This is a genomic window from Achromobacter anxifer, assembly GCF_903652925.1.
In the GTDB taxonomy this organism is placed as follows: Bacteria; Pseudomonadota; Gammaproteobacteria; order Burkholderiales; family Burkholderiaceae_B; genus Achromobacter; species Achromobacter anxifer.
The window spans coordinates 88,931-110,059 of the sequence record NZ_CAHLAR010000002.1 but is presented as its reverse complement, the minus strand read 5'-3'; the positions used below and the strand labels follow the sequence as shown (position 1 = coordinate 110,059).

Annotated in this window: 18 protein-coding genes; 14 read left to right on the top strand and 4 right to left on the bottom strand. The window is 66.1% G+C overall.

Going from position 1 to position 21,129, the window contains the following annotated elements; translation table 11 throughout:
• Positions 1 to 6: 6 nt before the first annotated feature.
• From HWY37_RS05735 to HWY37_RS05690, 10 genes are all read left to right on the top strand, one after another.
• Positions 7 to 816, top strand: a complete 810-nt coding sequence (locus HWY37_RS05735) for a L,D-transpeptidase (RefSeq protein ID WP_175209016.1) — start codon at positions 7 to 9, stop codon at positions 814 to 816.
• 69 nt (positions 817 to 885) lie between these two features.
• Positions 886 to 1,344, top strand: coding sequence for a universal stress protein (locus tag HWY37_RS05730; protein ID WP_175209017.1), 459 nt, complete (start codon positions 886 to 888; stop codon positions 1,342 to 1,344).
• A gap of 16 nt (positions 1,345 to 1,360) precedes the next feature.
• Entirely contained in the window at positions 1,361 to 3,898 is a 2,538-nt protein-coding gene (mgtA, locus tag HWY37_RS05725) for a magnesium-translocating P-type ATPase (RefSeq protein ID WP_175209018.1), read from the top strand.
• 117 nt (positions 3,899 to 4,015) lie between these two features.
• On the top strand, positions 4,016 to 4,471 hold the full coding sequence (locus HWY37_RS05720) for a CBS domain-containing protein (protein ID WP_175209019.1): 456 nt from the start codon (positions 4,016 to 4,018) through the stop codon (positions 4,469 to 4,471).
• Between the two features lie 20 nt (positions 4,472 to 4,491).
• Positions 4,492 to 5,010, top strand: coding sequence for a flavodoxin family protein (locus HWY37_RS05715; RefSeq protein ID WP_175209020.1), 519 nt, complete (start codon positions 4,492 to 4,494; stop codon positions 5,008 to 5,010).
• Between the two features lie 135 nt (positions 5,011 to 5,145).
• Positions 5,146 to 6,234, top strand: coding sequence for a PAS domain-containing sensor histidine kinase (locus tag HWY37_RS05710; protein WP_175209021.1), 1,089 nt, complete (start codon positions 5,146 to 5,148; stop codon positions 6,232 to 6,234).
• Positions 6,231 to 6,884, top strand: a complete 654-nt coding sequence (locus HWY37_RS05705; protein WP_175209022.1) for a response regulator — start codon at positions 6,231 to 6,233, stop codon at positions 6,882 to 6,884. The genes HWY37_RS05710 and HWY37_RS05705 overlap by 4 nt, the downstream gene beginning before the upstream one ends.
• A gap of 237 nt (positions 6,885 to 7,121) precedes the next feature.
• Positions 7,122 to 7,811 carry a helix-turn-helix domain-containing protein gene (locus tag HWY37_RS05700; RefSeq protein ID WP_246302202.1) on the top strand — a complete coding sequence of 230 codons (690 nt, stop codon included), beginning with the start codon at positions 7,122 to 7,124 and terminating at the stop codon, positions 7,809 to 7,811.
• Positions 7,812 to 7,914: 103 nt separating this feature from the next.
• On the top strand, positions 7,915 to 8,820 hold the full coding sequence (locus HWY37_RS05695) for a LysR family transcriptional regulator (RefSeq protein WP_175209023.1): 906 nt from the start codon (positions 7,915 to 7,917) through the stop codon (positions 8,818 to 8,820).
• An 83-nt stretch (positions 8,821 to 8,903) separates the two neighbouring features.
• Positions 8,904 to 9,344, top strand: coding sequence for a CBS domain-containing protein (locus HWY37_RS05690; protein ID WP_175209024.1), 441 nt, complete (start codon positions 8,904 to 8,906; stop codon positions 9,342 to 9,344).
• A 16-nt stretch (positions 9,345 to 9,360) separates the two neighbouring features.
• Here HWY37_RS05690 and HWY37_RS05685 read toward each other — a convergent pair whose 3' ends face one another.
• Positions 9,361 to 10,125: a TSUP family transporter gene (locus tag HWY37_RS05685; protein ID WP_175209025.1), complete on the bottom strand. Its 765-nt coding sequence runs from the start codon at positions 10,123 to 10,125 to the stop codon at positions 9,361 to 9,363.
• A gap of 289 nt (positions 10,126 to 10,414) precedes the next feature.
• On the opposite strand from HWY37_RS05685, the gene HWY37_RS05680 reads away from it, so the two are divergent.
• The 4 genes from HWY37_RS05680 (at position 10,415) to HWY37_RS05665 (ending at position 15,844) form a co-directional block, all read left to right on the top strand.
• Entirely contained in the window at positions 10,415 to 11,299 is an 885-nt protein-coding gene (locus HWY37_RS05680) for an FxLYD domain-containing protein (RefSeq protein ID WP_176088106.1), read from the top strand.
• A complete protein-coding gene (locus HWY37_RS05675) occupies positions 11,289 to 12,185 on the top strand; it encodes an FxLYD domain-containing protein (protein WP_176088105.1) in 897 nt (298 codons plus the stop codon). Before HWY37_RS05680 ends, HWY37_RS05675 begins: the two co-directional genes overlap by 11 nt.
• A 259-nt stretch (positions 12,186 to 12,444) precedes the next feature.
• Positions 12,445 to 15,036 (top strand): bifunctional aconitate hydratase 2/2-methylisocitrate dehydratase, encoded by a 2,592-nt coding sequence (acnB, locus tag HWY37_RS05670; RefSeq protein ID WP_176088104.1) that lies wholly within the window; start codon positions 12,445 to 12,447, stop codon positions 15,034 to 15,036.
• A gap of 208 nt (positions 15,037 to 15,244) precedes the next feature.
• On the top strand, positions 15,245 to 15,844 hold the full coding sequence (locus HWY37_RS05665; protein ID WP_175209029.1) for a transglycosylase SLT domain-containing protein: 600 nt from the start codon (positions 15,245 to 15,247) through the stop codon (positions 15,842 to 15,844).
• Positions 15,845 to 15,857: 13 nt separating this feature from the next.
• On the opposite strand, the gene HWY37_RS05660 is transcribed toward HWY37_RS05665, so the two are convergent.
• The 3 genes from HWY37_RS05660 to HWY37_RS05650 form a co-directional block, all read right to left on the bottom strand.
• Positions 15,858 to 18,071: a TonB-dependent receptor gene (locus HWY37_RS05660; protein WP_176088103.1), complete on the bottom strand. Its 2,214-nt coding sequence runs from the start codon at positions 18,069 to 18,071 to the stop codon at positions 15,858 to 15,860.
• Positions 18,072 to 18,336: 265 nt separating this feature from the next.
• A complete protein-coding gene (locus HWY37_RS05655) occupies positions 18,337 to 19,845 on the bottom strand; it encodes a M81 family metallopeptidase (RefSeq protein WP_176088102.1) in 1,509 nt (502 codons plus the stop codon).
• On the bottom strand, positions 19,842 to 21,125 hold the full coding sequence (locus HWY37_RS05650) for a Zn-dependent hydrolase (protein WP_175209032.1): 1,284 nt from the start codon (positions 21,123 to 21,125) through the stop codon (positions 19,842 to 19,844). Before HWY37_RS05650 ends, HWY37_RS05655 begins: the two co-directional genes overlap by 4 nt.
• Between the last annotated feature and the right edge of the window lie 4 nt (positions 21,126 to 21,129).

Sequence of the window (21,129 nt, the reverse complement as noted above, 5' to 3'; positions counted from 1 at the left end):
CGAAACATGGCTTTGCCGTCATTCCTGCGGGCTGCCGCCAGGTCCGTCGTTCTGTCCATGATCATGACCGGGCCGGTGTTGGCCCAGGCCACGCCGCAGGACGTCATCCAGTCATTTTCGCTGCGAGTCGCACCGGCGTTGAATGTTCCTGCCGACGAACAGGTACGCTACGGAAGCCTGGCGCTCGCGACGCTCAAGGATGCGGGAATCGGCCTGCTCGGGGCGCAGTATGTCCTCGTGGTCGACCGGAACCCCAAGGTCCAGGCGGTCATCCTCTATTGGCTGCCCGCCGGCGGCTCCCCCCTGTACGTGGGCGCGTCACCGGTATCGACCGGCAGGATCGGCCAGTTCGACCATTTCGAAACGCCCACGGGCGTGTACGCGCATACCTTGGCGAATCCGGACTTCCGCGCCCAGGGCACGAAGAACGCGAACGGCATCCTCGGCTACGGCGCCAAAGGCATGCGGGTCTATGACTTCGGCTGGCAGCAGGCGCAGCGGGGATGGGGCGATGGCGGCGTCAGCACCATGCGCCTGCAAATGCACGCAACCGACCCGGTCCTGCTCGAACCCAAGCTGGGAACGCCCCAATCCAAAGGCTGCATCCGCATACCCGCGACCCTGAACCGCCTGCTGGACAGCTACGGTTTGCTGGACGCCGACTATGAACTCGCGGCGGACCTGGTTGCTCCGCCCTGGGTGCTGCTGTCCGGCCGTACCCCTGCCTACGGTGCCGGACGCTACCTGATCATCGTCGATACCGCACGTGATAGCCGGCCGGACTGGTCGGCGCCCGCGCGCGCCGCCGCGAACTGAATTGACTCCCATCAATATCCGCCACATTCCAAGGCCGATACTTTGCGCATACCCCTTCTGGAGACAACCATGTATCAACGCATCCTCGTACCCATCGATGGCAGCGCCACCTCTGAGCTGGGCCTGAACGAAGCGATACGCCTGGCCCAGCTCACCCACGCCAGCCTGCGCCTGATCCACGTGATCGACGAGCTGTCATTCGCCCTGGCGGTGGATTCCTACGGCTACTATGCCGGCGAGTTGCTGGATCTGCTGAGAAAAAGCGGCGCCGAGATCCTGGAAAAAGGCATGGCCACGGTCCGGGAGAAAGGCCTTCTCGTGGAAGGGGTGCTCTACGAAAACCTGGACAAGACCGTGCAGCAGCGGGTGATCGCGGAAGTGGAAAGCTGGAAGGCCGATCTGATCGTCATCGGCACCCATGGCCGCCGAGGGGTGCGCCGCATGGTGCTGGGCAGCAGCGCCGAAGGAATCCTGCGGGCCGCACCCGTGCCCGTGCTGCTGGTAAGAGCGCCCGAAGGCACCCAGTGATCGCGCGGGAAGCCCGATGGATGAGCGGCCCGACCTCTCTTCCTGGTGGAATCTGGACGAACAGACGCTATACGCGCGCCTGGATTGCACCGGTCAGGGCCTGAACTCCCTGGCGGTATCCCGCCGGCAAGCGCAGGCCCCGCCCAGATCGCGGCTGGCCGGCCTGTGGGACGGCGCCAGGTTCCTGCTGCGCCGCTTCGCCAGCCCCCTGGTTCTCATCCTCCTGATCGCGGGCTCCGTGTCGGCGTCCCTGGGCGAGATGGGCAACGCCCTGATCATCGCGGGCATCGTGCTGGTAAGCGTCACCCTCGATGCCTTCCAGGAGGCGCGCAGCGCCCAGGCCGCGCTGAAACTTCAACAGTCCGTCGCGCAAAAGGCCACGGTGGTCCGGGATGGCCAGCAGATCCGGATCCCCGCCGCGTCGGTCGTTCCGGGCGACCTGCTGGTGCTCGAGGCGGGGGACATCATCGCGGCGGACGCCTGGCTGGTTTCGAGCCGCCATCTGCAAGTCAACCAGGCGCTGCTGACCGGCGAGTCCTTTCCCGTGGAAAAGCGCGCGGTCGCCCCGGAGGCGGCAGAGCAGGCGATCGACGCCCCGCGCGCCATCCTTGCCGGCACCGCCATTCACAGCGGCAATGCAACAGCCATCGCGGTTCTCACCGGCGCGCAAGCCGAACTGGGCCGGATCGGCGCCGAGATTTCCAAGCGCGAAACGCCGACCGCGTTCGACACCGATATACAGCGCTTCGGCTACTTCATCATGCGGCTGACGGTGTTTCTGGTCCTGTTCGTCCTGCTGGTGAACGCCCTGTTTCACCGGCCATGGCTGGAGTCGTTTCTCTTCGCCATCGCCCTGGCCGTCGGCCTGACGCCGGAATTGCTGCCCATGGTGGTGTCGGTCACCCTGGCCAGGGGCGCAATCAGGCTCGCCCGCAAGCATGTCATCGTCAAGCAGCTTCCGGTGATCCAGAACCTGGGCACCATGGACGTCTTCTGCACGGACAAGACCGGCACGCTCACCGAGGCAAGGATCCGGCTCGACAGGACCGTGGACGTGGCGGGCAAGCCCAGCGATGGCGCAGCCACTTTGCTGCAGGTGAACAGCCGCTATTCGGCTGGCGCGAAGAGCGCCCTCGACGACGCGGTGCTGTCGGCCTGCACTGCCACGCTGGACGCCTGGACTCTGCTGGCCCAATTGCCTTTCGACTTTGACCGGCGCTGGGCGGGAACGCTGGTACATGGGCCATCCGGCGTCCAGCTGATCGTCAAGGGCGCGCCCGAAGACGTGCTCCGCCTCTGCACGTCATACGCGCCTGGCGGCGACGCTGCGCCCGCTGCGTTGACCGAAGCCGTCCGGCAACAGGCAGGGCAAACCCTGCACGGCATGGAAAGCGATGGATTCCGCGTGCTCGCCATTGCGTCAAAGCGGCTGGCGGACTCCTGCGCGTCGGCCGAAGCCGGCGAGGCTTCGGACATGGTGCTGCACGGCTACGCCGCTTTCGCGGACCCGCCCAAGCGCGGCGCGGCTTCCGCGTTGAGGGCGCTGCGCGCGCGCGGCGTGCAGGTCAAGGTCATTTCCGGAGACAGCGAACTCGTGACCCGCCATGTCTGCGCGCAACTGCATCTGCCGGTCGAGGGCGTCCTGACCGGCGCGGAGCTTGCCTCGATGGACACTGCGGCCCTGCGCGGCCTCGTGGAAAAGACCACGCTTTTCTGCCGCATGACGCCCGCGCAAAAGGAGCGTGTCGTGCTGGCCTGCAAGCACCTGGGCCACACGGTCGGCTACATGGGGGATGGCATCAATGACGCCCCCGCGCTGCACGCCGCCGACGTAGGGATATCCGTGGAGTCCGCCACGGACGTGGCCCGGGAAGCCGCAAGCGTCATTCTGCTCAGACGCAGCCTGGGCGTGGTGCATGACGGCGTCATGGAGGGCCGGCGCACCTATATGAACGTGTTCAAGTACATCATGATGGGCACCAGTTCGAATTTCGGGAACATGTTCAGCATGGCTGGCGCGGCGCTATTCCTGCCCTTTCTTCCCATGCTTCCAGTCCAGATCCTGTTGAACAACATGCTCTACGACCTTTCGGAGTTGCCCATTCCCCTGGACAACGTGGATGCGGAGGACGTGGCATCCCCACGCCGGCTGGATATCGGCCTGATCCGCCGCTTCATGGTCACCATAGGACCGGTGAGCTCCGCCTTCGACTTCATCACCTTCTATCTGCTCCTGCACGTGCTCAACGCCACGGAAGCCGAGTTCCAGACCTGCTGGTTCGTGGAATCGCTATGCACGCAGGTGCTCGTCATCTTCGTCATCCGCACCCGCGCCAACCCGTTCCGGAGCCGGCCGCAGGGCGTACTGGTGGCGGCCTGTTTCCTGGTCGTGGCGGTGGCGCTCTGGCTGCCCCTGGGGCCGCTCTCCGGCCTGTTTTCCTTCGTGTCTCCACCGCCCCTCTTCTACCTCGTGCTGGGCCCCCTGGTGGCCTGCTATCTGGCGGCTGTCCAGGAGATAAAGCGCCGGTTCTTTCTTGCCGAGTTCAGGCGCTAGCGCCGTGACGATGGCGAGTTCGCTTGACCAATATCAAGGTCCGCGGGCCTGGCAGGCTCAATATGGAATCGTCAGGCTCGACCCATGAGTTGCGCCTTTGGCGTCCCGGAGAGCGATATGCGCGCGCGTAATCTCATGACCCCTGATCCCTATTGCGTCACGGCGAGAACACCGGTTTCCCAGATCATGCGCGCGATGCTCGACAAGAGCATCAGCGCGGTGATGGTGCTGGGCGATGATGGCAAGCTGATCGGCCTGGTCAGCGAGGGAGACCTGGTAAGACGCCAGGACAGTTCCCACCAGAAGAAGGTGAATCATTGGCTGGCGCTGCTGGCCGAGGGCGAGGCCTTGAACCTGGAGTTCCTGCACAGCCTGCAGCTGGGGGAACAGACGGCCGCTTCCGTCATGAGCAGTCCCGTCATCACGGTGGAGGAAGACGCTGACTTGGCGCAGATCGCCGACCTGCTCCTCAAGCGTGGCATCAAGCGCGTCCCGGTCACCCGGGATGGCCGGCTGGTCGGGGTGGTGAGCCGGCGGGACATCCTGCGCGCGCTGCTGGATCAGGAAAGCTGACCATCGAAATGGGGGACATCATGGAGCGCATCGGAATCCTGTTCTATTCGCGTACCGGAACCGCCCGGACCGCGGCCGAGCGCCTGGCGTCGCTAAGCGGCTGGCCGGCCTACGAGATCCGTGACGCCGTCCCCAGATTCGGACTGAGCGGCGATTGGCGCTGCGTCGCCGACAGCCTGCTCAAGCGCAGCCCTGACGTGCGCTACGACGGTCCGACGCTGGACAACTTCGATCACGTCATTCTGATTGCGCCGGTCTGGCTGCGGTCGCTGGCCGCTCCCATGCGCGCGTTCCTGAAAATGCAAGGGCGCCTGATCAAGGCCTACTCCGTCATCTGTGTGATGTCCGGTTTCGGCGGTTTCCGCGCCGTCGACGACATTGCGACCCTGGTCGGATCCAAGCCCCGCTCCATCCTGCTCCTGAAACAGTACGACGTGCTGGCCGAAGAGTGCGACGCCTCGCTGTGCCGCTTCCGCGAGCAGACCCGGGCGGCGGGGCCTGCGCGATGGGATGACCCCGTGCTTCCCGCCATCGACTGAGCAGTTCGCTTATCACCCCTTTCCAACGCCCTAGTGCGTTCAGATTACCCTGGCCCGGCCAGTAGCTTGCCGCGGGAATGTGTGCTGCAATGATCTGTCATCCGCCCCAAGGGTGGCATCTTGCAGGTTCCCGCAATGAAGCACTTGCTCAGCGCGCCGCCACTGCTCGACATCATTCAATCCGCCACCGAGCCGATCATCACGATAGATGAGCGCCAGCGCATCGTGATGTTCAACCCGGCGGCCGAGCGCGTGTTCCTGTGCAGCGCGGACGAGGCCATCGGGGCCAGTCTCGATACCCTCATTCCCGCGCGGTTCCGCTCCGCCCACGCGCGGCATGTCGACCGCTTCAAGCACACAGGCATTTCCGAACGCCAGATGGGCCTGGGCGGGCCTTTGTGGGGCCTGCGGTCAAATGGCGAAGAGTTCCCCATGGAAGCGTCCATTTCCCAGACGCGGACGCAGGCCGGCATCTTCCTGTCCATTTTCCTGCGGGACATCACCGAACGGCAACGGGTCGATCAGGCGCTGCGCGCCTCGCGCGATGAACTCACCCGGCTTTCAAACGCCTTGCTGCATGTGCGCGAACAGGAAAAGAAGCATATCGCCCGCGAATTGCACGACGACCTGGGCCAGACCCTGACCGCGCTGACCATGGAGCTGTCCCAGCTGGAAGCCGGCTTTCCGCCGGGCGACACCGACATGCGCGCCCGCGCGCGAGGCATGCGGCGCCTGATCAAGAAGACATTCGCCTCGCTGCGGCGCATCGCCTCCGACCTGCGCCCGATCATGCTGGACGACCTGGGTCTGGCCGCGGCGGTCGAATGGCTGGTGGCGAACTTCGTGTCCAGATACGGCATCGACGTGGACGCTGAAATCGACATCGGGCCTGCGGAGCCCGGCAAGCCGGTAGCCACCACCCTGTTCCGCGTGGTTCAGGAAGCCCTCACCAACATCGCCAAGCATGCGCAGGCGACCAAGGTCCAGCTGCGGCTGCGCTGCACGGAGTCGCAATGCGAGCTGACCGTCGAGGACAACGGCGTAGGCGCCGCGCCGGATAGCCTGGCGAAGAAGCTGCCCTTGTCGCTGGGTTTGCAAGGCATACGCGAACGGGTGCGGCTGCTCAATGGCGAAGTCACCATCCACACGCGGAAAAAGGGCGGATTCCGCCTGGATGCGCGCATGCCGGCCCAGCCGCCCGAATCTCCCTGGGAGGCCGCATGATTGCCGTGGCGCTGGCTGATGACCACACCTTGCTGCGCGCAGGGCTGCGGCGCCTGCTGGAACACGCCGGCGACATCCTGGTGGAGGGTGAGGCCGGAAACGGTTCGGAGGCGCTAAAGCTGCTTGCCCAACGTCCCTGGGACCTGCTGGTGCTGGACATGTCCATGCCGGGCCGCGACGGTGTGGACCTGATCCGCCAGATCAGGCATGACTACCCGAAGGTGCCGATACTGGTGCTGACCATGCACGGAGAGCAGCAATACGCGGTGCGCGCGATCAAGGCGGGCGCGGCCGGCTATCTGACCAAGGACAGCGCCGCCGAAGAGCTGGTGGCGGCGGTCCGCAAGGTGGCGGGCGGAGGCCGCTACCTGAGCCAGTCACTGGCCGAGAGCATCGCCTTCGAACGTCAAGGCGATACCGATGCCCTGCCCCACCTGCTGCTGTCCGATCGCGAACTTTCGGTGTTCCGGCATCTGGCCTCGGGGCTGAACAACTCTGACATCGCCCGGTTGCTGTTCCTCAGCGTCAAGACCATCAGCACCTATAAGAGCCGCATCCTGGTCAAGATGCAGCTGCGCAACCAGGCCGATCTGGTGCGCTACGCGATACGGCACCGGCTGATCGACGACAAGGACACGCCGGACGCTTGACCCGCCGCCGCCCGCGGCGCCGGCCACGGTAGGAATCTTCCTACAACCGTAGGTAAACGCTACGCAAATCTGGCGGGATGCGCCGATAGCGCAAAGCCCGGCAGGCATGCATACTGGGACCACATATCCGCCCCGGCAGGCGACGCCTGCCCAGCACGGAGTCCCGGCAGTACGACCTAGTGAGGCGCCATCATGGAAACCCGCTCGTCATCTTCCGAGAAGCGATTGCCGATACGCGTGGAGGCCGCGGGCGATTGTGAAGTCTGCCCACTGGCCCGCATCTGTCACGCAGGCCATGACACAGAATCCATGGATATGACCGCGCCCCGCGCCCGCCGGCTGGTTCATCAGGGCGAGGCCATCTATCGCGCGGGCGACGCTTTGCAGAATCTTTACCGCTTGCGTTCCGGATCCGTGAAGATCCGCGCCACCAACCCGGCCGGCCTGGAACAGATCACGGCCTTTCCCGTCAGGGGCGCGGTGCTCGGACTGGATGCGATCGAAACCGGCATACATACCAGCGACGCCATCGCCCTCGAAGATTCGCTGGTCTGCATCCTGCCCTTTTGCGAACTGATGGGAAACTGCCGGCAGGATTTCGTCGCGGCCCAGCAGTTCAACCGGCTGATCGCGCACGACATCAATGAAGGACGCAATCTGCTCATGGCCCTGGGATGCATGACCACCGAGGAACGCGTCGCGCACTTTCTGATGGGCTTGTCGGAGCAGATGGCGGTCAACGGCTATTCGCCCCGGGAATTCGTCCTCAAGATGACGCGCGGGGATATTGCCAGCCATCTTGGCATGAAGGTGGAGACGGTATGCCGCGTACTGGCGCGCCTGCAGGATGCCTCGCTGGTCAGCTTCAGCAGAAGGCGTCTGGAGATCCGCAACATCGAAGCGCTCAGGAAGATCAGCTGCGGATGAACCTGCGGCCATGTGCCGCCGCCTGATAGCAAAGGGATAGCACCAATCCCGATGACGATATGAAAGCCATATCATCCAGGTCTCTTGTGCCTGGAGCGTCCGCATGGATTTCCGTCATCTGCAGCAGTTCGTGGTCCTGGCCGAAACGCTGAACTTCCACCGCGCGGCCGAAAAGCTGCACATGTCGCAGCCACCGTTGTCCGTGTCGATACGCAAGCTCGAAGAGACGGTGGGCGTGCCGCTGTTCCAGCGCGGCCGCCAGGGCGTGAAGCTCACCGAAGCCGGGCTTGCTGCGCTGGACGAGGCGCGCCGCGCGCTGTTCCATGCCGAGCAGTTCCGCCAGGCGGCGCGCGCCGGCGCCGCGGGCGAAGGCGGCACGGTGCGCATCGGTTTCGTCGGGTCCGCCACGCACGGCGTGCTGCCGCGCATCCTGACGCCGTTCCGCCAGCGCCATCCCGGCGTCACCGTGGTGCTGCGCGAAGCCACGTCGATACGCATCATGCAGGAGCTCGCCGAAGATACGCTGGAAGTGGGCATCGTGCGCGTGCCCGTGGCGGCGGGATCGAATGTGCGCCTGGCGCCGCTCACCACCGAGACCTTCGCGCTGGCCGTGCCCAAGACGCATCCGCTGGCGCGGCGCAGCCGCATCCGCCTGACGGACCTGGCGGACGAAGCCTTCATCATGTACACCGCGACCGAGGCCGCGGGCCTGCGCATGGCCGCGATCAACGCCTGCCAGCTGCGCGGCTTCACGCCGCGCATCACGCAGGAGGCGGTGCAGGTGCAGACGCTCTTGAGCCTGGTGGAAAGCGGGCTGGGCGTGGCCCTGGTGCCTTCAGGCGGCCGGCGCCATCCCGGCACCAGCGTGGTCTACAAGACGCTAAGCGATTTTCCCGCCGACGCGTCCATCGGCATTTCCCTGGCGTGGAATCCCGCCACCGAGCGCAGCGCCACTCGCAACCTGCGCGAAATGGCCAGCCTGGCCTTTCGCGGCAAGGCCGCGAGGTAATCGCGCCGCGCTTGCGGCAACACCGCAGGCAGGCTTAGGATGGAGCATGGGTTTGTTCCTCACCAGCGATACGGGAGCGCATCGTGAAGACAGTTGCTGAGATACTCAGGGAAAAAGCCAACCATTCCGTCGTGACGGTTTCGCCCGATGCGTCGGTCTACGAAGCCATCAAGATCATGGCGGAACGCAGCATCGGCGCCGTGGTGGTGGTCCAGGGCGATGCGGTGCTGGGCATGCTGACCGAGCGCGACTATGCCCGCAAGATCGTGCTGCAGGACCGCTCCTCGCGCACCACCAAAGTGCGCGACATCATGACCGACTCCGTGTATTACGTGGGCCGCGCGGACACCCGCGAGCACTGCATGGCGATGATGACCGAACGCCATTTCCGTCATCTCCCTGTCATCGAGGACGGCAAGCTGATCGGCCTGGTCTCCATCGGCGACCTGGTGAAGGATCTCATGAGCGAACAGAAGTTCATCATCAACGAACTCGAACGCTACATCACCGGCGAACGCGGCTGACGCCGCGTCGCCGCGGCTAGCCCGCGGCCAGCGCCTTGAAGGCCGGCACGATCAATCCCAGGCCGGCCGCCAGCAACAGCACGAACACCATGCGCTTGACGGTCTTCATGGAACCGGCCGTGCTGTAGCGACGCGCCACCCAGGTCACGCCGATCACGACGGGCAGCGCCAGCAGGCTCAGCCAGAACGACGAGGCCATGAAGGCGCCCTGCCCGGTCACCAGCGTCAGCCGCACCACCGCGTTGAGCGAAAACAGGATCAGCAGGCTGTTGCGGATAGCCGCCAGCGGCAGCGGCTGGCGGTACAGGTGATAGACCATGGGCGGCCCGGCGCTGGAGAACAGGCCTCCCAGCACGCCCGACACGGCCCCGAAGAACACGAACGAGCCGCGCGACGACACGCTCGCCAGCGGCTGCGCCCGCGCCACCAGCAGCACGGCGCAAGCCAGGATGGTGCAGCCCAATAGCAGCTGCAGCAGCACGCTCATGGATCCGCTGATCCAGGCCAGCGCGGCCACGCCCGCCCCCACGCCCAGCAGGCTGCTGGCCATGGCGGGCCGCAGCAGCGACCAGTTCACCTGGGGCTTGGCCCGCGCCAGCGTCACGGCCGCGTTCACCAGCGACAACACGCTGACCACATTGGCGACTTCGGACACGGACGCCAGCTGGAACACCCCCGACAGGCCCAGCAGCACCAAGCCGAAGGCGAAACCCGTCATGGTCTGCGCATAGGTGGCGAGCGCCACGCAAGCGAGGAACAGCAAATATTGGGAAATGCTCATGCTAGTGGGAAGAGCCTGACCTGCCTCGGCTCTGCCCGGGGCGGCGCGGCTGCGCGGCACGGGAGCGGATCGACGGGGTACAGCTGAGGGTCTGCGTTGGATCGTTTTTTTTTCGCCAGCGATGATAGCACCGCGACGCCTGCCCACATATTTTGTCACAAATAGATGCGCTCATGCACCACGCCTGCCGCGCCCTGCCGCTATCCTTGCCGCCCTGTAAACCCGTTGCGCTTTGCTCCCGCCGCGCCATCCGGCGCGCCGCCAGGGTCCGGCGCGCGCGCCCGCGAGAATGACGCCCAAACAGACCACGATCAATACGGTGACCCTGACCTGCTCCACCTGCGGCAGCGCTCAATTCACCAAGCTGGACACCAACGAATACCGCTGCAGCCATTGCCACGCGGTCACGCTGGTCGAAGACAACGTAGCCCAGAGGCTGGAAAAGATCCTGCGGGGCATGCAGCAGCCGGCCCCCGCCGCGCCACAGCTGGGCCCGCGCGCCATCGCAGCGGCCGCGGCGGGCATCGCGGTCATCATCGCGATCCCGCTGATCATGTCCGCGCTGAGTCCCCGGTCCTCCAGCCCCCGCCTGCCGCCCGCGCCGCCGCCCATCGACGCCTCGCTGGTCAAGCTGACCGACGTGCAGGAGCTCCGCGTCCGCGACCGCACGCAGCTGGTCATGATCATGCGCAACGAGACCGGCAAGAAGATCGACATTCCGCGCGTCACCGCCTCGTTCTTCCAGGGAGAAATGTCGCTGCCGTCCATGTCGGGATCCTCGTCCGGCCGCACGCTGCAGCCGGGCGAATACACGCCCGTCACGATCTCCACGCCGAGCCAGGCCTACAGCCGCTACACGCTGCAGGTCTCGCAGCCGTCGCCGGCCCGGGGCAAGAACAACGACGTGGCCGCCAGCAAGGTGCAGCTGGTGCGCAATGACGGCGCCTACCGCCTGGTCGGCCTGTTGAAGAACAACGGCGCCGCGCCGGCCAGCAGCAGCCAGATCACGGTGATGCTGTACGGCGCCGACGGCAAGCTGATCGGCATAGGCAACGGCTACGGCTCAGCCAGCACGCTGGCGCCGAACGCCCTGACGTCCTTCGACGTGCGCTGCGAAATGCTGGCCGAGGGCCAGGTCGCGTCCTACGATTACATGGTGCAAAGTGAAAGCTAGCCAGTCCGATTCCAAGCCCCTGTCCCGGCCGGCCGCCGCCGGACTGGCGCTGATCATCCTTGCCGCCGGCGGCTTCGCCCTGTGGAAGTACACCAACGTCCTGCCCTGGAGCGCGCGTCCCGCCGCCGCGCCGCCGCAGGCCGCCGCGCCCGTTGCGCCCAAGGAAGAAGCGCCCCCCAGCCGCATCGTGCGAGTCAGCCCCGCCGACGTAAGGGTCGTCGACCACGTCCGCCTGACCACCGAAGAACTGCTGGACCCGAACTTTGCCCTGTTCGACTCCAGTGCCCTCAAGCTGTCCGCGCCGCGCCGCCTGCTGGACGAGATCGAACGTCCGGTCATGTACGCCGAACTGGTCAATACCAGCGACCAGTATGTGGCCCTGTCGCCGAAGGCCAATATCGCGGTGTTCGACGGATCCAACCGGCTGGACCTGCGGCAGACCTGGAGCCTGCCGACGCATCTCTACCCCGGAGAGCGGGTGCCGGTGGAATTCACCGGCCGCGTCGACCGCTATACCGAGGTCAAGACCGACTGGCTGCCCGCCAAGCGCGCCGCCCTGCCCGGCCCGCGCCCCAAGTTGACGATCACGGTGGAAAACACTGAGGCCCAGGTCGGCACCGGCACCCTGAACTTCACCTACCGCTTCCGCTACAAGTACGTGACCGTGCACGGCCGCGTGCGCAACGAGAGCCAGTCCGAGGTCGAGAACGTCAAGGTCTGGGTCAGCCTGTACGACGCGCAGGACAAGTTGACCGGTGCCGTTTTCCAGGAGCTGCGGCTGCCTAAGCTCAAGCCCGAGGAAAGCGCGCCCTTCCAGGTAAACGTCAAGCAGTACGGCGGCAACTTCGCCCGGGTAGCCGTGGTGTACGACGCCGGCACGCGCTAGGCCGTTCCCCCGGCACGCCCGGCCGGCGGCCCCGCCGGCCTTCCCCTCTACCGACCGTCCCCACTGCCGACCGTCCCCTCTGCCGGCGTCGCCCCGGGGCGCACCGTCCTGCGTGCCCTGCGCCGTCCTGCGTCGCCCTTAAGCAACAGCTATGGACCCAAGTCTTATATAAGATATAAGACATTTGCTTGCGTCCCCTGGTTCCCTCTACAATCCTGCCGACAACCCTTCTTCCAACCCGACTTTGAGCAGGCCTCACATGCTGGATAATTACCGCCAACACGTTGCCGAACGCGCGGCTCTGGGGATTCCCCCGCTGCCCCTTACGGCCAAACAAACCGCTGAACTGATCGAACTGCTCAAGAACCCGCCCGCTGGCGAAGAGCAGAACCTGGTCGACCTGCTGACCCACCGCGTGCCCGCGGGCGTGGACGATGCCGCCAAGGTCAAGGCTTCGTACCTGGCCGCCGTGGCCCTGGGCAAGGAAGCTTGTGCGCTGATCAGCCGCGCCAAGGCGACTGAACTGCTCGGCACCATGCTGGGCGGCTACAACATTGGCCCGCTGGTCGACCTGCTGGACGACGCTGAAATCGGCACCATCGCCGCCGATGCGCTGAAGAAGACCCTGTTGATGTTCGACGCCTTCCACGACGTGAAGGAAAAGGCGGACAAGGGCAACGCCAACGCCAAGTCCGTGATGCAGAGCTGGGCCGACGCCGAATGGTTCACCAGCCGTCCGGAACTGCCGCAAAGCCTGACGATCACCGTCTTCAAGGTGCCCGGCGAAACCAACACCGACGACCTGTCGCCGGCCCCCGACGCCACCACCCGTCCCGACATCCCGATGCACGCCCTGGCGATGCTGAAGAACAAGCGCGACGGCGCGGCGTTCGAACCGGAAGAAGACGGCAAGCGCGGCCCGGTCAAGTTCATCGAATCCCTGAAGGAAAAGGGCCACCTGGTCGCCTACGTCGGTGACGTGGTCGGCACGGGTTCGTCGCGCAAGTCGGCCACCAACTCGGTGCTGTGGTTCACGGGCGAAGACATCCCCTTCGTGCCGAACAAGCGCTTCGGCGGCGTGTGCCTGGGCAACAAGATCGCCCCGATCTTCTACAACACCATGGAAGACGCCGGCGCCCTGCCGATCGAACTCGACGTTTCCAAGATGGAAATGGGCGACGTAGTCGAGCTGCGCCCCTATGAAGGCAAGGCCCTGAAGAACGGCGAAGTCATCGCCGAATTCGAAGTGAAGTCGGACGTGCTGTTCGACGAAGTGCGCGCCGGCGGCCGCATTCCGCTGATCGTCGGCCGCGGCCTGACCTCCAAGGCGCGCGAAGCGCTGGGCTTGGCGCCGTCGACGCTGTTCCGCCTGCCCAAGGACCCGGCCGACACCGGCAAGGGCTACACGCTGGCCCAAAAGATGGTCGGCCGCGCCTGCGGCCTGGCCGAGGGCAAGGGCATCCGCCCGGGCACCTACTGCGAACCGAAGATGACCTCGGTCGGCAGCCAGGACACCACCGGCCCCATGACCCGCGACGAGCTGAAGGACCTGGCCTGCCTGGGCTTCTCGGCCGACCTGGTGATGCAGTCGTTCTGCCACACCGCCGCCTACCCCAAGCCCGTGGACGTCAAGACGCACCACACGCTGCCGGAATTCATCAGCACCCGCGGCGGCGTCTCGCTGCGCCCGGGCGACGGCGTGATCCACTCGTGGCTGAACCGCATGCTGCTGCCCGACACCGTCGGCACCGGCGGCGACTCGCACACCCGCTTCCCCATCGGCATCTCGTTCCCGGCCGGTTCGGGCCTGGTCGCCTTTGCCGCCGCCACCGGCGTGATGCCTCTGGACATGCCGGAATCGGTGCTGGTCCGCTTCAAGGGCAAGCTGCAACCCGGCGTGACCCTGCGCGACCTGGTCAACGCGATCCCGCTGTACGCCATCAAGCAAGGCCTGCTGACGGTCGCCAAGCAAGGCAAGAAGAACATCTTCTCCGGCCGCATCCTGGAAATCGAAGGCCTGCCCGACCTGAAGGTCGAACAAGCCTTTGAACTGTCGGACGCTTCCGCCGAACGTTCGGCCGCCGGCTGCTCGGTGCGCCTGAACAAGGAACCGATCATCGAGTACATCAACAGCAACATCGTGATGCTGAAGTGGATGATCGCCAACGGCTACGAAGACGAGCGCACGCTGGGCCGCCGCATCAAGGCGATGGAAGCCTGGCTGGCCGATCCCAAGCTGCTGGAGCCGGACGCCGACGCCGAGTACGCCGCCGTGATCGAGATCGACCTGGCCGACGTGCACGAGCCCATCGTGGCCTGCCCGAACGACCCCGACGACGTGAAGACGCTGTCGGAAGTCGCCGGCGCCAAGATCGACGAAGTGTTCATCGGCAGCTGCATGACCAACATCGGCCACTTCCGCGCAGCCTCCAAGCTGCTGGAAGGCAAGCGCGACATCCCGGTCAAGCTGTGGGTCGCTCCGCCGACCAAGATGGACGCCACCCAGCTGACCGAGGAAGGCCACTATGGCGTGTTCGGCACCGCCGGCGCCCGTACGGAAATGCCGGGCTGCTCGCTGTGCATGGGCAACCAGGCGCAGGTGCGCGAAGGCGCGACCGTCATGTCGACCAGCACCCGCAACTTCCCGAACCGCCTGGGCAAGAACACCAACGTGTACCTGGGTTCGGCCGAACTGGCCGCCATCTGCTCGAAGCTGGGCCGCATCCCGACCAAGGACGAGTACATGGCCGACATGGGCGTCATCAACAAGAGCGGCGACCAGATCTACCAGTACCTGAACTTCGACAAGATCGCGGACTACAAGGACGTGGCTGACGTCATCGAAGTCTAAGCATCGCGCGGCGCAGCCTGGCTGCATCGCCTGCAAGACGGCCCCGGAGCGATCCGGGGCCGTTTTTCTTTGCCGGTCCCAGGCGGCATGTGGTTTGGTCGGAAAATTCCGGGGACGGAACTTTTTCCGCGATACGTTTTCATACAATCGCGGTAACTTGTGACATCCGCCCCCTAACCCTGCCCCGATCTCCGGAGGAAGACCGCCAATGACCCGGCTCCTGCTGCCGCCGCTGCTGTTGCTGGCGCTTGCCGGCTGCGCCACCGCGCCGCCCTCGAATCCCGAGAACATCTGCGCCATCTTCCGCGAAAAGCCCGAATGGCACGATGCCGCGCTGAAGGTGCAGAAGAAATGGGGCGCGCCAGTGCAAGTGCCCATGGCCATGATGTACCAGGAGTCCTCCTTCAAGCATGACGCCGTGCCGCCCCGCTACTATTTCCTGGGCTTCATCCCCTGGGGCCGCGTCAGTTCGGCCTACGGGTATGCGCAGGTCAAGGACGAAACCTGGGACGACTACAAGAAGGACGCCGGCGGCTGGGGCTCCAGCCGCGACGACTTCGCCGATGCGCTCGACTTCATGGGCTGGTACATGAACAAGACCCAGCGCCTCAATGGCGTATCCAAGTCCGACGCCTACGGCCAGTACCTGAACTACCACGAAGGCTGGACCGGCTACCGCAACCGCAGCTACGACCGCAAGGCCTGGCTCAAGACCGTGTCGCAGAAGGTGCAGGCCCGAGCCGACAAATTCGCCTCGCAATACAAAGGCTGCGAGGGCGACCTGACGCGCGGCGGCTGGTTCTGGTAACCCCCGCCTGAACTCAGAAATCCATGCTCGCCGTGAGCGAGAAGTTGCGCGGCCCGCCCAGCACCAGATAGCCGTTGCCCGGATAGCCGCCGACCGAGGACCAGTAGTTGCGGTTGGCGATGTTGTCCACGCGCGCGCGCAGGGTCACGACATGGCCGTCCACGTCCATCATGTAGCGCAGGCCCGCGTCGAAACGGGTCCAGCCGGGCACCTTCATCGTATTGGCATCGTCCGCATAGGATGCGCCGGTATAGACGACGCGGCCGTCCACGGCCAGGCCCTGCACGCCCGGGATGTCCCATTCCACGCCCATGTTGGCCTGGAAGCGCGGCACGCCGATCACGCGGTTGCCATTGATGGCGGCGTCGCCGGTCGAACGCTGCTTGGCATCCAGCCAGGTCAGGCCGCCCAGCAGGCGCACGCTCTTTACCGGCTCGCCGTACATCGTGAGCTCCACGCCCTGGTGGCGGTCCTTGCCGGAAGCGGTAAAGGTGTTGTCCGCCGAATAAGCGGCGCGCGGCTTGTCGGTGGAGAACAGGGCCAGGCCCGCGCCCAGGCCGTCACCCTCGTACTTGGCGCCGATTTCCTTCTGCTTGGAGACATACGGCGACAGGCTTTCCCCGCCATTGGGCACGGGCTTGCCGTTGGCGTTCAGGGGCGCCGTATCGCCCGCCACCAGCGCTTCGATGTAATTCGCGTACAGCGAGACGCTGGGCGCCACCTTGACCACCAGGCCCGCGGCCGGCGAATTCCGGCTCTGGTCGTAGGCGCCGTTCTCCTTGCCCGTGTTGTAGGCGTAGCTGCGCGAGGACAGGCGCTGATGGCGCACGCCCAGGGTCAGCAGCACCCGGTCGTCCAGGAACGACATGGTGTCGCCGATGGCGTAGCTGCTGGTGCGGATGCGGCCCTGCAAGGCCGGATCGTCCAGGTCGTTGCCGCGCAGCGCATTCGCGCTGAAGGCGGGCTTGTCGTACGAAATCGGATCGTAGATGTTGGTGGGGAAGGTGTTCCTGTAGTCCATCACATAGGCGTTGCGCTTCTTCAGGTCGAAGAAGGCCGCGGATGCCACGAGTTCGTGGCCCACGGGGCCGGTGCGGACCTTGGCGCGCAAGCCCAGCTCGCCCGTGTTGACGCTGTCTTCGCGGGTGTTGTCGAAACGGTAGAAGTTGCCCGCGCCCGTGCTGGCGTTGGTCAGCGTGACGTTGCCCAGCGAGTTCGCCTCGTCGCTGCGGCGCATGCCGAAGGCCGCCCAGGCCGTCAGCTTGTCGCTGAAGTCATGTTCGGCGCGCACGGTGCCGAACACGTCGCGCTCGTTCGAGTAGGACCAGGGCTGCGCATAATTCGAACTGGCGTCGGGCGCGGCGGGCACATGATCCTTCAGCCCCGTCAGGGACACGTTGGGGCGCGCGCGCTTGAGCTTGTTTTCCTGCCAGCCTATGTCCGCGGACAGGCGGGTATCCGCCGAGCGCCAGTCCAAGCCCAGCGACACCAGCGTGGTGCGCGAATGCTCATCGTCGATGCCCGTATCGCCGCTATGCTGCGCGGCATTCAGCCGTATGCCCGTGCTGTCGTCGGGACCGAAGCGGCGCGCGATGTCGGTGGACAGCTGGAACTGCCCGCCGCTGGAAACGCCGGTGGTGATGCGGGTCAGCGGATCGTTCGGCGCGCGCTTGGGCACCAGGTTGATCACGCCGCCGATGCCGCCGCCGTTGGGCGCCGCGCCGGTCAGGAAGGTCGAGGCGCCGCGCAGGACTTCCACGCGCTCGAACAGTTCGGTGGCGATGTACTGGCGCGGCAGCAGGCTGTAGAGGCCGTTGTAGGCCACGTCGTCCGAACTGAGGATGAAGCCGCGGATGAAGTACGACTCCTGGAAGTTGCCGAAACCGCGCGCCACGCGCACGCCGGGATCGTTCTGCAACACGTCGCCCACGCTGCGCGCCTGCCGGTCCTGGATCAGCTCGTTGGTGTAGCTGGTGATGCTGAACGGGGTGTCCATATTGTCCTGCGTGCCGAACAGGCCGACACGGCCGCCGCGCGCAACCTGCCCGCCCGCGAAGGGCTCGGCCAGGCCGCCCGCCGACGCATCGGCGCTGGCCTCGACCTTGATGGCTTCCATGGAGACGACGGGTCCCGCGGATCCGGCCGCGGGCGCCTCGGTCTGGGCTTGGGCAACGGGGAAATAGCACGGCAGCGCGGCAGCCATGCAGGCAAGAGTTCGGATTTTCATGTCGGGAAGTTCGCAGGCAGGTATCAAAATCCCGATGGGGTCACGCGCGCACTGGAGAACCACGGATGGAACCGGATGCGTCTGGAATGTGCCGGAAGGCCGGAGCCTTGCCGGGCCGGCTGCGCCAACGGGGGCTGGATTTACTGAGCGCCCCATTCTACGGCAAACGGAATCATTCTCATTTATGTTACTTATTGTTTGAGAACATCCGTTGCCTGGGCGCCACAGCTTTCGCTTGCGGTGCCCCCCCCTCTTCCCGCCGCGCCTACCGCGCCCCTGCGCGGGGATCGTAGTCAGCCGCCGCCATGGGCTCCAACGGATACAGCGGCCGCGCGCGCCTGCGGAATTCGAACAGAGACCAGTCGGAACTGGTGACGCCAGGGCTGTCGCATTCGACCAGTGCCTGGGAAATCGGCACGAACACCGGCCGGCAGTACATGCGCGACTTCACCAGCACGAAACGCGCGCGGGACGGATCCAGGCCCAGGCTCTGGAACACGCCCAGGTCCCAGGGCTCGTGGGTCTGTTCGGTCAGCACCAGCTGCGCGGCGCCCAGGTCCAGCACCGCGCTGCGGCCCATGCAGGCCAGTTGCCCCGTGTAGGTCGGGCCGCTGATCACGTATTCGCCGTTGCTCAGCGCCCTTACGGTGCCGCGCAGCGTGACGGGCCGCGCGCCGCGGCCGATCTCGTCGATGGCGCGCTTGTTGCCGACCGGCAACTCCACCGTGGCGCCGACGCCGGCGCGGGTAAGTTCAGCCACTGCTTCCGGATCGCAGTACAGCCCTGCCTGTATGCCCTCCAGGCCCGCGTCCAGCGCGGCCATCAGCACGTCCAGGGTGTCGCAGGTGCCGCCGCTCATGCAGTTGTCGCCATGATCCAGCAGCAGCACCGGCTTGCTTGCGCCCTCGGCCAGGGTCTTGGCGCGCACCAGCGACTCCGCCAGCGGCTCGCTGTCGTAGAAAAAGCCGTCGCGCTGCTCCCAGATCAGCGCGGCGATATCGCCCGCCACCCGCTCCGCCTCGGCGCGGTCGCCGTCGGCGACCGCCACCACGCTGACGCAGGGATGGGGAATGTCCGCCAGGCCGAAACCGGCCAGCACCGATACGCCCAGGGCGCCAGCCGCTTCGGCCCGCCGCGCGGCTTCGACGGCCGCGCGCATGGCGCCTTCGGCGGTATTGCTGCGCAGGGAATGCGACACCAGGGGCAGGCGGCGCCATGCCATGACCGGCTTGCACATGCCGTCGATGCCGGCGAACAGCAGCCTGCCCGCATGCTCCCCGGTTTCATACATGTCGATGTGCGGATAGGTCTTGAAGCTGATGACGACGTCGGCGTTGTCCATCATCTTCTGCGTGACATTGCCATGCAGGTCCAGCGCCACCGCGATTGGCGCGCCGGGCGCGGCGGCGCGCACCCGTTCCAGCAGATCGCCCTCGCCATCGTCGGTGGTTTGCACCGCCATGGCGCCGTGCAGGTCCAGCAGGATGGCGTCGCAGCCTGGCGCGGCGGCGACGATGCGGTCGCAGAGCTCGGCATAGGCCTGGCCGTCGACGCGGCCGCTGGGATAGGCGGTGGCCGAAACCGGCGTGACCAGCTCAGCCCCGCGCGCCTCGGCCAGGTCGATGAACGCCGACATCGCCGTGCGCTTGCCCTTGTTCTCCCCGTAGGCCGCGCCATCGTAGGCCGGCCCGCCGTTGCCGAAGGCGGACAAGGGAGTGGGCACCGGCGAAAAGGTATTGGTCTCGTGATTCAGGCGCGCGATCAGGACTTTCATTGCGCACCCTCTTCCGCAAGTTGGATGCGGCCGCAGCAGCGCAGCATGGCATGCAGCAGCACATTGCAACCCGCTTCCAGGTGCTCGGGCTGCGCGTCCTCGATTTCGTTGTGGCTGATGCCGTCCTTGCAGGGCACGAAGATCATGGCGGTGGGCGCCACCCGCGCCATGTAGACCGCGTCGTGGCCAGCGCCGCTGATCACGTCCAGCGAATCCAGGCCCAGCGTGCGGGCGCCGTCGCGGATCGCCTGCACCAGCCGGGGCTCGAAGGGCTGCGGCGGGAAGTACACCACTTCCTTGCGCTCGACCTGGAAGCGGCCCGGTTCCGCCAGTTCATCGCAAGCCCGCGCCAGCGCCGCGGCCATGCTGTCCAGCGTGGCGTCGTCTGCCGCGCGCAGATCCACCGTGAGCGCGACCCGGCCCGGGATCACGTTGCGCGAATTCGGAAAGCTGTCGATGCAGCCCACCGTGCCGCGCCCATGCGGCGCATGCTCCAGCGCGATCTGGTTGACCTCGACCACCAGTTTGGACGCAACCAGCAAGGCGTCGCGGCGCAGCTCCATGGGCGTGGGCCCCGCATGCGCTTCCTGGCCGGTGACGGTGATGTCGTACCAGCGCTGGCCCAGGGCGCCCTGCACCGCGCCGATGGTGATGCCCCGGTCCTCCAGGATCGGCCCCTGCTCGATGTGCGCCTCGAAGTACGCCGCCGCCGGGCGCGGCGCGGCGGGCTCCGGGCCGGCATAGCCGATGGTGCGCAAGGCCTCATCCACGCTGACGCCATCGCGGTCCCGCGCCGCCAGCGCATGCTCCAGCGTGAAGGCGCCGGCATACACGCCGGAGCCCATCATCACGGGCACGAAGCGCGAGCCTTCCTCGTTGGTCCACACCACCACTTCCAGCGGCGCCTCGGTGGCGATGCCGCGCTGGTGCAGCGTGCGCAGGACTTCCAGGCCGGCGAGCACGCCGTAGTTGCCGTCGAACTTGCCGCCGGTCGGCTGGGTGTCGATATGGCTGCCGGTCATGACGGCGGGCAACGCGTCGTCCAGGCCGGGACGGCGCATGAAGATATTGCCGATGGCGTCCACGCGCACGCTGCAGCCCAGTTCGCGGGCCCAGGCGCAGACCAGGTCGCGGCCCTGGCGGTCCAGGTCGCTCAGCGCCAGGCGGCACACCCCGCCCTTGTCGGTGGCGCCGATGCGCGCCAGCTCCATCAGCGAATTCCAGAGCCTGCCGCCGTCGATGCGGATGCCGCTGACGGCCTCCAATGTGTTCATTTCCATGGGT